Annotated in this window: 12 protein-coding genes; 7 read left to right on the top strand and 5 right to left on the bottom strand. The window is 61.1% G+C overall.

Going from position 1 to position 13,583, the window contains the following annotated elements:
• The first annotated feature begins 66 nt into the window (after positions 1-66).
• Both AC1RJ3_RS10965 and AC1RJ3_RS10960 read left to right on the top strand, forming a co-directional pair.
• Positions 67-1,065, top strand: coding sequence for an NAD-dependent epimerase/dehydratase family protein (locus AC1RJ3_RS10965; protein ID WP_054593768.1), 999 nt, complete (start codon positions 67-69; stop codon positions 1,063-1,065).
• 100 nt (positions 1,066-1,165) lie between these two features.
• Positions 1,166-2,014: an ATPase gene (locus AC1RJ3_RS10960; protein WP_493078894.1), complete on the top strand. Its 849-nt coding sequence runs from the start codon at positions 1,166-1,168 to the stop codon at positions 2,012-2,014.
• A gap of 120 nt (positions 2,015-2,134) precedes the next feature.
• On the opposite strand, the gene AC1RJ3_RS10955 is transcribed toward AC1RJ3_RS10960, so the two are convergent.
• Both AC1RJ3_RS10955 and pobA read right to left on the bottom strand, forming a co-directional pair.
• The gene (locus tag AC1RJ3_RS10955; protein WP_493078892.1) at positions 2,135-3,652 is read right to left on the bottom strand and encodes an MDR family MFS transporter; all 1,518 of its coding nucleotides are present in this window, start codon (positions 3,650-3,652) and stop codon (positions 2,135-2,137) included.
• Between the two features lie 79 nt (positions 3,653-3,731).
• Positions 3,732-4,925: a 4-hydroxybenzoate 3-monooxygenase gene (pobA, locus tag AC1RJ3_RS10950; RefSeq protein WP_493078890.1), complete on the bottom strand. Its 1,194-nt coding sequence runs from the start codon at positions 4,923-4,925 to the stop codon at positions 3,732-3,734.
• A 177-nt stretch (positions 4,926-5,102) separates the two neighbouring features.
• Between pobA and AC1RJ3_RS10945 the strand changes: the two genes are divergently transcribed.
• The gene (locus AC1RJ3_RS10945; protein ID WP_054593765.1) at positions 5,103-5,999 is read left to right on the top strand and encodes a helix-turn-helix domain-containing protein; all 897 of its coding nucleotides are present in this window, start codon (positions 5,103-5,105) and stop codon (positions 5,997-5,999) included.
• A gap of 9 nt (positions 6,000-6,008) precedes the next feature.
• Here AC1RJ3_RS10945 and AC1RJ3_RS10940 read toward each other — a convergent pair whose 3' ends face one another.
• Positions 6,009-6,182: a hypothetical protein gene (locus tag AC1RJ3_RS10940; RefSeq protein WP_173859945.1), complete on the bottom strand. Its 174-nt coding sequence runs from the start codon at positions 6,180-6,182 to the stop codon at positions 6,009-6,011.
• 274 nt (positions 6,183-6,456) lie between these two features.
• Positions 6,457-7,362, bottom strand: coding sequence for a LysR family transcriptional regulator (locus tag AC1RJ3_RS10935; RefSeq protein ID WP_493078887.1), 906 nt, complete (start codon positions 7,360-7,362; stop codon positions 6,457-6,459).
• Between the two features lie 115 nt (positions 7,363-7,477).
• On the opposite strand from AC1RJ3_RS10935, the gene AC1RJ3_RS10930 reads away from it, so the two are divergent.
• Positions 7,478-8,362 (top strand): MBL fold metallo-hydrolase, encoded by an 885-nt coding sequence (locus AC1RJ3_RS10930; protein ID WP_493078885.1) that lies wholly within the window; start codon positions 7,478-7,480, stop codon positions 8,360-8,362.
• 155 nt (positions 8,363-8,517) lie between these two features.
• Complete coding sequence (locus AC1RJ3_RS10925) at positions 8,518-9,132, top strand: NAD(P)-dependent oxidoreductase (RefSeq protein ID WP_493078883.1); 615 nt, start codon at positions 8,518-8,520, stop codon at positions 9,130-9,132.
• A 169-nt stretch (positions 9,133-9,301) separates the two neighbouring features.
• Here the strand turns inward: AC1RJ3_RS10925 and AC1RJ3_RS10920 are convergent, their stop codons facing one another.
• Positions 9,302-10,183, bottom strand: coding sequence for a LysR substrate-binding domain-containing protein (locus AC1RJ3_RS10920; protein WP_054593761.1), 882 nt, complete (start codon positions 10,181-10,183; stop codon positions 9,302-9,304).
• Positions 10,184-10,342: 159 nt separating this feature from the next.
• Between AC1RJ3_RS10920 and AC1RJ3_RS10915 the strand changes: the two genes are divergently transcribed.
• Both AC1RJ3_RS10915 and AC1RJ3_RS10910 read left to right on the top strand, forming a co-directional pair.
• Positions 10,343-11,980, top strand: coding sequence for a 5-guanidino-2-oxopentanoate decarboxylase (locus tag AC1RJ3_RS10915; RefSeq protein WP_493078881.1), 1,638 nt, complete (start codon positions 10,343-10,345; stop codon positions 11,978-11,980).
• On the top strand, positions 11,977-13,425 hold the full coding sequence (locus AC1RJ3_RS10910) for an aldehyde dehydrogenase family protein (protein WP_493078879.1): 1,449 nt from the start codon (positions 11,977-11,979) through the stop codon (positions 13,423-13,425). The genes AC1RJ3_RS10915 and AC1RJ3_RS10910 overlap by 4 nt, the downstream gene beginning before the upstream one ends.
• Positions 13,426-13,583 lie beyond the last annotated feature (158 nt).

Genomic DNA, 13,583 nt, shown 5'->3' with positions numbered 1-13,583 from the left:
AGCGTCAAGAGCACACGAAATCTGTAATGCGACACGCATGAAAAACGAAACACATCGGAGCAAGTCATGAAAATTCTGGTCACCGGCGCAAGCGGCTTCATTGGCGGGCGCTTTGCGCGTTTCGCCCTGGAGCAGGGCCTGGACGTGCGGGTCAACGGCCGCCGGGCCGAAGGCGTCGAACATCTGGTACGGCGGGGCGCGGAGTTCGTTCAGGGCGATTTGAGTGACCCGGAACTGGTTCGCGAGCTGTGCGCTGACGTCGAAGCCGTGGTGCATTGCGCGGGTGCGGTGGGGCTTTGGGGGCGCTATCAGGACTTCCATCAGGGCAACGTGCTGGTCACCGAAAACGTGGTCGAAGCCTGCCTGAAACAGAACGTCCGGCGGCTGGTGCACTTGTCGTCGCCGTCGATCTACTTCGATGGCCGTGACCACTTGGGGCTGACCGAAGAACAGGTACCCAAGCGCTTCAAGCATCCTTATGCAGCGACCAAATACCTGGCCGAGCAAAAAGTCTTCGGTGCTCAGGAGTTTGGTCTTGAAGTACTGGCCCTGCGCCCGCGCTTTGTCACTGGAGCCGGTGACATGAGCATTTTCCCGCGTCTGTTGAACATGCAGCGCAAAGGGCGTTTGGCAATCATCGGCAACGGCCTGAACAAGGTCGATTTCACCAGCATGCAGAACCTCAACGAAGCCATGCTCAGCTGTTTGCTGGCGACGGGATCGGCGCTTGGCAAGGCCTACAACATCAGCAACGGCGCGCCGGTGCCGCTGTGGGATGTGGTCAATTATGTAATGCGCCAGATGGACGTCCCGCAGGTGACTCGTCATCGCTCCTACGGTTTGGCCTACAGCATTGCGGCGCTGAACGAGGGCTTTTGCGCACTCTGGCCGGGGCGTCCGGAACCGACCCTGTCACGTTTGGGCATGCAAGTGATGAACAAAAACTTCACCCTCGATATCAGCCGCGCCAGGCATTATCTGGACTACGATCCCAAGGTCAGTCTGTGGACGGCGCTCGATGAGTTTTGCGGCTGGTGGAAGGCCCAGGACCCGGGCGCAAAATAAACTCTGAACCGAGCCAACTGATCACGGTCGATCAATGCGGCGAGTTCAGGGTTTATACTCGTCGCATTTAGCCATCACTGTGGTTCAGAAAGGTTGCCTCATGTCCATGCGTAACGATGCCAACGACGACTTCGACGATGTACCGAGCCTGCGTGCCGACCCTCACGATGCCGACGATTTTCCAACCGCCGCCGCTGCCCGTGAACACACCAGCGTACATGCGCGAAGCGCGAGCAGGGGCAAAGTAAAAGTCCCGAGCACCGGCCCGTTGTGGGCCTTGGTCGGGGCGTTGCTGTTCGCTTTTGCCGGCCTTGCCTGGTGGAGTTTTCAGCAGATCTCGCTGATGGAGCAGCAACTGGTCGCGACCCAGGAAAGTTTTGCCCGCATCAGCGAGGAGGCCGCCGGGCGCTTGCAGGATATTTCCGGCAAAGTGGTCGCCAGTCAGTCGAACGTCACCAGCGACAGCGAAGCGCTGAAACTGAAAATCAAGCAACTGGAAACCAAGCTGGTGGAGCAAAACCAACAGCAGCAAGGCGTAGTCGGCCAGGCGTCGGACCTGGACAAGCGGCTGGCACAGATCGCTGCGCAAAGCGTTGAGCAACATGCCGTCAACGCTCAATTGCAAACCGACCTGAAAGCCCTGAGCGCTGATGTGGCGACCCTGAAAAATACCCCGAGCGACACCAGCAAGTTCGATGCCCAGCTGAAAAGCCTGAGTGCCGAAATCGCCGCCTTGAAGAAACAAGGCAACCCGAGTGCGGCGATCGAGCGCCTGGAGCAAGAATTGGTAGTGATCAAAAGCCAGCAGGACAGCCGCCCGGCCGCGGCTCAAGGCAGCAATGCGAATGTCGCCGAGTTCGACGCCTTCCGTGGCCAGGTCACGCGTAACATCACCACCTTGCAGAGCCAGATCCAGAACCTGCAGCAGCAGCTCAACGCTCGACCTTGATGCGGGGAGAAATCCTTGTGGGAGCGTGGCTTGCCCGCGATGACTGACTGTCAGACGATTAGATGTCACCTGACCCAGCGTCATCGCGGGCAAGCCACGCTCCCACAGGTTTTGCGCTGGTCAGCGAACCTTGTCTTCCCGACCGCGCAGCAACATGTTCGGCATCGCAATCGCCGCCGCCAGCCCCAGCAACGACACCGCTGCGCTGACCATCAGCAAATGCTGGAAGGTCAGCAGCAGCTCGGCGCGCAAGGCGTTTTGAGTCTCGCCCGGTGCGGCGTTCAGGCCATCGAGCAAAACGTTTCCGGAACTGCCTTCGGCGATCAGCGACGAGCCGGTCAAATGGGCGAAACTCGAATCCTGCAACAGCGCCAGCAACAAGGCCGACATCAATGCCACGCCGACCGCGCCACCAAGTGAGCGAAACAGGTTGGTGGTGCTGGTGGCGACGCCGATGTCGCGTTGCTCCACCGAGTTTTGCGTGCCGACCAATGAGGTCGGGAACTGCATGCCGGCGGCAATGCCACTGAGCAACATGAAGGCGCTGCTGATGAGCATCGCTTGCGGCGGGCTGAACGCCATGCCGAGAATTGCGATCGGGGTGAGCAGGGCGCCTGTCAGGATCATCGGTTTGTAGCGACCGGTCACCGAGGTCCGGCGACCGGCGAAGTAGGCGCCCATCGGCAACCCCATCGCCAACGGCAATAAGTGCAGCGCCGCGCTGTCGGCTCCGGCCCCGGTGACACTCTGGAAACGTAGCGGCATCAGCACAATCAGCGAAATCGCCTGGAAACTGGTGAAGAAAATCGTGCACCAGCAGAGGAGCGCATTGCGGTTGGCGAACAGGTGCATCGGCAGCAACGGCTCGCGCGCCCGCCGCTCATGCCAGGCGAACAGCGTCAGGGTCAGCAACGCACACGCCAGCAACCCGAGCACTTCGCTGCTGCGCCACGAATGTCCTTGGCCAACCTGAGTGATGCCCAGCAGCAACGCGGTCAGGCCGATGATCATCAGCAGCGTGCCCAAATAGTCGATGACCGGCTTGCGCTGTGGCACCGGCAAACCCACCAGCGTGCGGTTGGCCACCAGCCAGGCGCCGAGGCCCAGCGGCAGGTTGATCAGAAACACCCAGCGCCACGACAGGTACTCGGTCATGTAACCGCCGAGCACCGGCCCGGCCACGCTGGCCACTGCGTACATGCTGCTGAAATAGCCCTGATAACGCCCGCGTTCGCGGGGCGGCACGATGTCGCCGATGATCGCCTGGCTGACCGAAATCATTCCGCCGGCACCGATGCCCTGAAAAATCCTGGCGAGGACAAGCTGCTCCATGCTCTGGGCCATGCCGCAAAACACCGAGGCCAGCGTGAATAATCCCATGCCGAACAGCATCAGCCGCCGACGGCCGTAAAGGTCGCCGAGCTTGCCGTAGATCGGCACTGCCACGGTCATCGCCACCATGTAGCCTGCGATGACCCAGGCCAACAGGCTGAAATCCTTGAACTGGGCTGAAATGGCCGGCATCGAGACGGCGACGATGGTTTGATCCAGCGCCCCGAGAAAGATCGCCAGCATCAGGGAGACCAACACGCTGCGGATGGCCGGTTTGGTGGAGTCAGGCTGGTTCAGATTGGTCACGGGTCAAACCTGCGGGCGGTGATTAACCCGCAAGAGGCAAGGCGAGCGGGGATGCTCGCCAGTGTAAGTCGATAGCAGGCTATTCGATAGCCTCGTACGGAAGCCCGACGTAATTTTCTGCAATGGTTTTGCGACCGGCTTCGGAGTCGACGAAGTACTCGAGCTCCGACTCGCTGATGCGCTGGCTGAAGGCATCGCTGCCTTCGAAGGTGTGCAGCATCGAGGTCATCCACCAGGAAAACCGTTCGGCCTTCCAGACTCTCCGCAGGCAGATTTCCGAGTACTTCTCCAGCAGCTCGGTGCGGCCGTCGCGGTAGACCTTGAGCAGAATGTTGAACAAGGTGCTGACGTCGCTGGCGGCCAGGTTCAGGCCTTTGGCGCCGGTGGGCGGGACGATATGGGCCGCGTCGCCGACCAGGAACATCCGCCCGTACTGCATGGGCTCGACCACAAAACTGCGTAGCGGCGCGATGCTTTTTTCAATCGACGGACCGGTGACCAGCGTGTCGGCAAGCGCCTGCGGCAGGCGCGATTTCAGCTCTTCCCAAAAGCGCTGATCGGACCAGTCCTCGACCTTTTCGTCAGCGGGCACCTGAACGTAATAGCGGGTACGTGTGGTCGACCGCATGCTGCACAACGCGAAGCCGCGAGCATGTCGGGCGTACACCAGTTCATCGTGGACCGGCGGGGTGTCGGCGAGTATACCGAGCCAGCCGAACGGGTAGACCCGTTCGAATATGTTCAGCGTGTCGGCGGGAATCGATTGCCGTGCGACACCATGAAAGCCGTCGCAACCGGCAATGTAGTCGCAGTCCAGGCGCCAGGTTTCACCGTCCTTTTCAAAGGTCAGGAACGGTTCGTCGGATTTCATCCCGTGAGGTATTACGTTGCTGGCTTCGTAGAGGGTCGATGCCCCCGCCGACTGACGGGCGGCCATGAGGTCGCGGGTGACTTCGGTCTGACCGTAGATCATCACGGTTTTGCCGCCGGTCAACGCGTGTAGATCGATGTGCACCTGGCGTCCATCGAGGGCCAGCTGGAAGCCGCCATGCACCAGACCTTCAGCGTCCATGCGCTGGCTGACGCCGGCCTGGCGCAACAACTCGACCATGCCTTGCTCCAGGACCCCGGCGCGGATTCGCCCCAGTACATAGTCGGGTGTCTGGCGTTCGACAATGACCGTGGCAATGCCGGCGTTGTGCAGCAACTGGCCGAGCAGCAGGCCAGAGGGGCCTGCACCGATAATCGCGACTTGGGTTTTGAGGGTTTTCATTATTGTTAGGGCTCGCAAGCTTCACGCGGACAAAGTCGGTGAATGGTTTTTATGAATCGAGTGCTTGCATTTTTCGCTTGTGAGTCGGTCAATTGAAGGTGAAAACTGCGCTGAAACCTGTACATTTCGCCAATCGGGGCGATTACCGCCCGTTACGCTGAGGCCTGGACTGAAGTGATGAACAAGCCTGCCCTTCCTTCGATTCCCGTATTCAAACTCTATGGCGAGAGCCTGGACTGGCCGACCCCTGACTTGTTGCATTGCGAAACCATTTCCAAACGCAGCCGTGAACATCAATGGGAAATCAAACCCCATCGGCATGCCGATTTATGTCAGTTACTGTTTGTGTACAAAGGTCAGGCAGAGCTGGAGATCGAGGGGCAGCGCACGCAACTGAGCGAAGCCGCGATCCAGATCCTGCCACCGCTGTCGGTGCACGGCTTTCGTTTTTCCGAAGATGTAGAGGGATTTGTGGTGACACTGGCCGCGCCGCTGGTGGCTCATCTTCAAGCGCAGCTGGGCAGTTCGGTGAATGCCCTGGCAGTGGCGGAGAGTTACGCGGCAGGAAGCGATGCGGACTACCTCAACAGCCTGTTTACAGCCTTGCAGAATGAATACGTCGGGCACCAGCCAGCACGCGAAATGCTCATGCATTCGCTGGTCAGCGTGATCATGGTGTGGGTCAGCCGCCAGGTGATCCAGCGCCGCGCCGCCAGTCAGCGACCACAGCGTGCACGCGAATACCTCAACGGGTTTATTCAACTGGTGGAAGAGAATTATCGCCAGCACGTGAAGGTCGAGGATCTGGCACACCGGTTGGGGATTTCCGTGTCCCACCTCAACGGCACCTGCCGTGAGCTGGCGGGACAACCGGCATTGCAGATCATGCACGAGCGCCAGTTGCTGGAGGCCAAGCGACTGCTGACCTACACCAGCATGACCATCTACGAGATGTCGGATGTGTTGGGGTTCTCTGACCCGACCAATTTCACCCGGCTGTTTCGACGCCGCGTGGGGATCTCGCCGAAGGCGTTTCGGGATCGCTTGAAGGCTGATCAGGATAGCGAGGGCTAAGCGCCCTCGTTACTTGAGGTTCAGGGTCGCGGTGTGTGGAATGCACCGTTCAAAGTTGCAGCTGGCGTACTCACGTGGCAGCTGCCGGGCCTGTTCAACGCGATAGGCGGCGGTGCCATACAACGCCAGCGCGGCGGTGCAGGTGATAAAGATCGCGAGATACCTTCTGGTTTTAACGCTCATGGCGCTGACCTCTGAACCGATACCTCTTATTTTTTAAGGGGTACTGATATCAGCATAGGTCAGCGGTGGTGAGTTGCCATAAACCCCGCCCACACCACTTACTCAGTATCAGCAGCGAAACCATTGTGGCGAGGGGGCTTGCCCCCGTTGGCTTGCGAAGCAAGCCCAAATCCTGCAATCGAGATCTATCAGATAGAACTCGCTTGCAAGTTTTACGACTGCTTCGCAGCCGAACGGGGGCAAGCCCCCTCGCCACAAAGTATGTGTTCTGCCTTTAAAGCCCCACATCCCACGCAGGTGTTTCGGGAAATCTCGACACCAGAAAATCCAGCATGCTGCGCAGCGCCGCGGGCATGTGTTTGCGTGAGGCGTACACCGCGTACATGTTCATCTGCCGTGGTTCGGCGTGTGGCAGCAGGCGCACCAGTTCGCCGCTGTGGATATGCACGCCGGCCTGGTAGCTGGGCAGCATCGCCACGCCGGCACCGGCCATGGCTGCGCGCAACAGCGTGCTGGCTTCGTTGGCGCTGATGTTGCCCTGCACCGGCACCGAAACCTGCTCGCCGTCCTGTTCGAAATGCCAGAGGCTTTTGCCGAAGTAGGAGTGGGTCAGGCAATTGTGCTGGCTCAAATCCTCGACCCGTTGCGGCGTCGGGTGCTCGCGCAGGTAGGCGGGGGAGGCGCAGATTACCGAACGGCAGACGGTCAGCTTTCGGGCAATCAGGTTCGGGTCCAGGTCGTTGCTGGTGCGGATCGCGAGGTCTATGCGCTCGTCCACCAGGTTCACCGTGCGGTCGAGCATTTGCAGGTCGATGCTGACCCCGGGAAAGCGTTTGACGTATGCCGCCATGGCGTCCGCCAGTTGTGCCTGACCGAACGAGGTGCTGACGCTGATCCGCAGCAAGCCGCGTGGCGCATCGTCCGGCTCGCTGACGGCGGCCTGCATGTCGCTCGACAGATCGAGCATCTGCCGGCAACGCGGCAGGATCTCGGTGCCGGCGGCGGTCAGGCTGAGTTTGCGCGTGGTGCGGTGCATCAAGCGCGCCCCGACCCAGTCCTCCAGTTCGGCCAGATAGCGCGACACCACCGGGCGCGACAGGTCCAGGTGATCGGCCGCGGCTGACTGGCTGCCGAGGTCGACGACGGTGACGAACACCCGCATTGCTTGGAGACGATCCATGATTTGCCCGCTTTCAGAAACAAACTATGTTCAAGCATCGCATTTTTTGTAGCGAGTCAGGCAACTAAGCTCTGTCCCATCGCCAAACACGGCTTATGCACAACGGAGCAGCACCATGATCGGCTTCACTTCTTTCAAGCGTCTTTTACTCGCCACCGCCACCCTGGGTTTTGCCGCTCATGCGGCAGCCGCCACGCCGGCACTGACCCTGGACGTCTACAACCCGGGCGCCGCTGCGATTTTTCCGGTGACCTCGGTACTGGTCAGCGGCGAGAAAGAAGCGATTCTGGTGGACGCGCAATTCGGCAAATCCCAGGCCGAGCAGGTGGTGGAAAAAATCCGCGCCAGTGGCAAGCAACTGACCGCCATCTACATCAGCCACGGTGACCCGGATTACTACTTCGGCCTGGACACGATCACCGCTGCGTTCCCAAAAGCCAAAGTGCTCGCCTCACAGCCGACGGTTGATCACATCAAGGCCACCGTTGAAGGCAAAGTAGCGTTCTGGGGACCGAAACTGGGTGCCGATGCACCGGCAAAAACCATCGTGCCGGGTGTGCTCAAGGGCCATAGCCTGACCCTGGAAGGCAAGCAGCTCGACATCATTGGCCTGGACGGCAAGCAACCGGACCGGACCTTTGTCTGGATCCCGTCGATCAAAGCCGCGGTCGGTGGTGTGGTCGTCGCGGAAAACATCCACGTGTGGATGGCCGATACTCAAAGCGCGCAGTCCCATGCCGATTGGTTGACTACGCTGAAGACCATCGACAGCCTGAAACCGAACACCATCGTTCCAGGTCATTACCTGGGTGACAGCGCACGTTCGCTGGCCGCTGTGCACTTCACCGCCGACTACATCAAGGCGTTCGACGCTGAAACTGCCAAGGCCAAAGATTCGGCCGAGCTGATCGCCGCGATGAAAAAGCGTTACCCGAACCTCGGCGAAGAAAGCTCGCTTGAGCTGAGCGCCAAAGTCGCCAAAGGCGAGATGAAGTGGTAAATCGCTTCACCCCTTGTGGCGAGGGAGCTTGCTCCCGCTCGAGGGCGCAGCACTCGTAAAATCTGCAATGAGTACGAAGCTTTAGGGCTGCTACGCAGCCCAGCGCGAGCAAGCTCGCTCGCCACAGGTCAACCTAATCAACTGGAGCACTGTTCATGAGTAAGATCGCAATCATTGGCGCCACCGGTCGTGCCGGTAGCCAACTGCTGGAAGAAGCCCTGCGTCGCGGTCACAGCGTCATCGCCATCGCCCGCGACACCTCGAAAATCAGCCCGCGTGCCGGTGTTGTCAGCAAAAATGTCGACGTTGCCGATAGCGCAGCGCTGCAAGCGGCGGTCGCAGGTGCTGATGTGGTGATCAGCGCGGCACACTTTTCGACGATCCCGGCCAGCGCGATTATCGAGCCGGTCAAAAAGGCCGGCGTGAAGCGTCTGCTGGTGGTCGGTGGTGCCGGTTCCCTGTTGGTGCCGGATGGCAGCAAAGTCATCGAATCCCCGAACTTCCCTGAAGAGTACAAGGCCGAGGCCACTGCTGGTGGCGTCTACCTCGACACCTTGCGTCAGGAAAAGAATCTGGACTGGACCTTCCTTTCACCGTCGGCGCTGTTCGTCGAAGGCGAGCGTACCGGCACCTTCCGCGTGGGCAAGGACCATCTGCTGGTGAGCGCCGAAGGCAAGAGCTGGATCACCTTCGCCGACTACGCGATTGCGATGCTCGATGAAGTCGAGAAGCCAGCGCATAGCCGCCAGCGGTTTACTGTGGGCTACTGATCCAAAGGACACCACGCGCTCCCTGTAGCAGCCTGCGTTCGAGTGCGCAGCGCTCGCAATCCGGCACATGCGGTTTACCTGAAGAATCGCGTGTGCAGGTTTTACGACCGCTACGCGCTCGAACGCAGGCTGCGCCAGCTGCTACAGGGGGAAGCGTTTGAGGGCAGATTCAGCGCGCCTGCGCCTGCACCACCAGCCATTCCATCAGTTCACGCAACTGCGGCGACGGTCCGGGTTTCTGCGGGAACACCAGGTAATACCCCAGCCCCGTTTTCACCTTCAAATCAAAAGGCATGACCAGCCGTCCGGCACTCAGGTCATCGCCGATCAACGACCAATCCCCAATCGCCACCCCCGTTCCTTGAGACGCCACGGACATCGCCAGGTCCAGGGTTTCGAAATGCTGACCCTTGCCGAGTGTGTTGAGGTTGACGTCCGCGGCTTTCAGCCAGGCCTTCCAGTCCCGCTGATCGCGCGTTGGGTGCAGCAGCAAATGTTGACTCAGGTCTGACGGGCTGTGCAGCGGCACCGGGCCGTCGAGCAGAGGCTGCGAACAGACCGGCGTCAGTTGCTCGTCAAACAGATGCAGTGAGGCCAGCGAACTGTCGGGCGGCGCGCCGTACATGACGGCGGCGTCGAACTGCTCGCGATGAAAATCCACGCCATGTTGCACCGTGGTGGTCAACTCCACCGGCACGTCCGGGCGTTCTTTTTGCCATTGCAGCAAACGCGGCAGCAACCAACGCATGACACAGGTCGGGGCCTTGAGCTGCAAGGTTTCGCGGTGTGCGCCCACCTGTTCTACCGCCTCATCGATCAAACCGAACACCTGCTGGATCCGTGGCAGCCACTCGAGCCCCTCGGCCGTCAGGCTCAAACCGCGTGCCTGGCGATGAAACAGCGTGTAGCCCAAATGCTCTTCCAGCCCGGCGATCTGCCGGCTCACCGCGCCCTGGGTGATGTGCAGTTGCTCGGCTGCCCGGGTGAAATTGCAGCACTGGGCCGTGATCAGGAACGTGTGCAACGCGGGAAGGGGGGGAAGTCGTTTCATAGAACGCCAAGGCATGAGGTGAGGACATGGCGAGTATGACTTTTTATCGATTGTTGCGGCTACCCGCTGACCGTTCCAATAACGCCATGACTGAGCACCGCGGCGCGCCATCCAATGCCGCGCGGGGCCAGCGTCTCAACGAACAAGAAGGGTAAAGATATGGCGACGTGCGGCGAAGTATTGGTCAAGTTACTCGAAGGTTACGGGGTCGAGCAGGTGTTCGGCATTCCCGGCGTGCATACCGTTGAGCTGTATCGCGGGCTGGCCCGTTCGAGCATCAACCACGTTACTCCGCGTCACGAGCAGGGTGCCGGCTTCATGGCTGACGGTTATGCCCGCACCAGCGGCAAACCGGGTGTGTGCTTCATCATCACCGGCCCCGGCATGACCAACATCACCACGGCGATGGGCCAGGCCTACGCCGATTCGATCCCGATGCTGGTGATCTCCAGCGTGCAATCGCGCAGTCAGTTGGGCGGCGGACGCGGCAAGCTGCACGAACTGCCGAACCAGGGCGCACTGGTGGCCGGCGTTGCTGCGTTCTCCCACACGCTGATGTCCGCTGCCGAACTGCCGGGCGTGCTGGCCCGTGCCTTTGCCTTGTTCCAGGCGGGTCGGCCGCGTCCGGTGCACATCGAAATCCCGCTCGATGTGCTGGTCGAAGACGCCGATGCCTTGCTCGCCAGCCAACCGGTGAGCATCACTCGCGCCGGTGCAGCGCCGTCGGCCGTGGCGCAGATGAGCGAACTGCTGGCCAACGCCAAACGCCCGTTGATCCTCGCCGGTGGCGGTTCGATCGATGCAGCGGCCGAGCTGACCCGGCTTGCCGAATTACTTGATGCACCGGTGGCGCTGACCATCAATGCCAAAGGCATGCTGCCGTCGGCTCACCCGTTGCTCATTGGTTCGACGCAAACGCTGGTGGCCACTCGTGCCCTGGTGGCTGACGCCGACGTGGTCCTGGCCATCGGTACTGAACTGGCCGAGACCGACTACGACGTGACCTTTGCCGGTGGCTTTGAAATTCCGGGCACTTTGCTGCGGGTCGACATCGACCCGGACCAGACCGTGCGCAACTACCCGCCCAAGGTGGCGCTGGTCTCCGACGCACAAAGCGCAGCCCAGGCCTTGCTCGACGGCGTGGCCAAACATTCGCTGGCCGAGCGTTGCAGCGATTGGGGCCAGGCTCGCGCCGCCAGCTTGCGTGCCGAACTTGAAACCATCTGGGACGCGCCAACCCGTGCCCAGACGCAGTTCCTGCACACCGTGCTGGATGAGTTGCCGGAAGCGGTATTCGTCGGCGACTCGACCCAACCGGTGTACACCGGCAACCTGACGTTCAACCCGGAACGCCCGCGTCGCTGGTTCAACTCGTCGACCGGTTACGGCACCCTCGGCTATGCCTTGCCGGCGGCCATTGGCGCGTGGCTCGGCGGTGGTCAGGAACGCAACAGTCGTCCACCGGTGGTGTGCCTGATCGGCGACGGCGGCCTGCAATTCACCTTGCCGGAACTGGCCAGCGCGGTGGAAGCACGCACCCCGGTCATCGTCCTGCTGTGGAATAACCAGGGCTACGAAGAGATCAAGAAATACATGGTCAACCGCGACATCGAACCGGTTGGCGTCGACATCTACACCCCGGATTTCATCGCCGTGGCCAAAGGCCTGGGCTGTGCGGCACACGCCATCAGCGGTGTTGAAGAACTGCGCGCGGCATTGCGTGCAGCCACTGATCGCCAGGGCCCGACGCTGATCGAAATCGACCAGACCCAGTGGATGAAGGCGGTGTCGGCATGAGCTTTCCTATCATCCAGGACGGTTTGTACATCGACGGCCAATGGTCGGCTGGTGACGAGCATTTGCGGGTCATCAATCCGGCGACCGAAGCGCTGTTGACCACCGTCAAGGGGGGCGATCAGCGCGCGGTTGATCAAGCGGTCACAGCGGCCAGCGCGGCGTTTGTGCAGTGGTCGAAAACCACCGGTGCCGAACGCGGCGCGGTGCTGCGCAAGATCGCCAATGGAGTGCAGGCCCGCCGTGAACGCTTGATGCACTTGCAGTCGAGCAACAACGGCAAGCCACAGTTCGAAGCGGGCATCGACGTCGATGACGTGATCGCCACGTTCGAGTATTACGCAGGTCTCGCTGAAGCGCTGGACGCCGGCCAGGACCGCGTTGTGGAACTGCCGAGCGAAGACTTCGCCGCCCGCGTGCGCCGTGAAGCGTGCGGTGTGGTCGGGTTGATCGTGCCGTGGAACTTCCCGATGGTCACCACCGCCTGGAAGCTCGCACCAGCCTTGGCAGCGGGCTGCTGCGTGGTGCTCAAGCCTTCGGAAGTCACGCCGCTGCCGGAGCTGGAACTGGCGGCGATCATCGCCGAGAGCGGCTTGCCCGACGGTGTGTTCAACCTGGTCTGCGGTACCGGGCTGGCGGTCGGTGCGCCGCTGTCGGCCGATCCGCGGGTGGCAAAAATTTCCTTCACCGGCAGCAACGCGGTCGGCGTTCAGGTCATGCAGCGTGCGGCGGAAACCGTCAAGGGCGTGAGCCTGGAACTGGGTGGCAAATCCTCGCTGCTGGTGCTGGCGGATGCCGATCTCGACCTGGCTGTGGAGTTGGCCAGTGGCGGTGGTTTCTTCAATGCCGGGCAGATGTGTTCGGCCACCAGTCGGGTGTTGGTTGCCGATGAGCTGGCGGATGAATTCCTGCTGCGCCTGACGGCGCGGGCCAATGCGATTCGCGTGGCTGACCCGTTTGACCCCGAGGTTGAAATGGGCGCGTTGGTCAATCAGGCGCAGTACCAGCGCGTGCTGGGCCACATTGATCGCGGCTTGAGCGCGGGTGCGCGGTTGGTCTGCGGTGGTGACCGGCCTGCCGATCTGCCGCATGGCTATTTTTTGCGGCCGACCATTTTCACCGAAGTGCCCCTCGACAGTGCGTTGTGGTGTGAAGAGATTTTTGGCCCGGTGCTCTGTGTGCGCAGTTTTGCCACGGAGCAAGAGGCAATCGAGCTGGCCAACGACAGCCAGTTCGGTCTGGTGGCCAGCGTGGTCAGCGCTGATCCGCTGACCGCCGAACGGGTCGCCAACGCCTTGCAGGCGGGGCTGGTGTGGATCAACGCGCCGCAGGTGATCTTCCCGCAGACGGCCTGGGGCGGCTACAAGCAGAGCAGCATCGGCCGTGAGTTGGGGCCGTGGGGCTTGCAGGCGTTTCAAGAAATAAAGCACGTGATTCGCGCCGTCTGACAGCACGAAAACGGCCCACGCATGCCTCGTAACGAGGCATGCGCCAGGGACATGGCACCAATGATTTTTTTTCGATTGTTGCGCGTTTTGCGTGACCTCAGGATGAACCCGCAGACCTCGCTACAGCCCTTGTAACACGGGGCTGGCAGCGGATCGAA

The sequence above is a fragment of the Pseudomonas sp. GW822-FHT04C11 genome (genome assembly GCF_058800905.1).
This window is presented reverse-complemented; position numbering and strand designations above follow the sequence as displayed.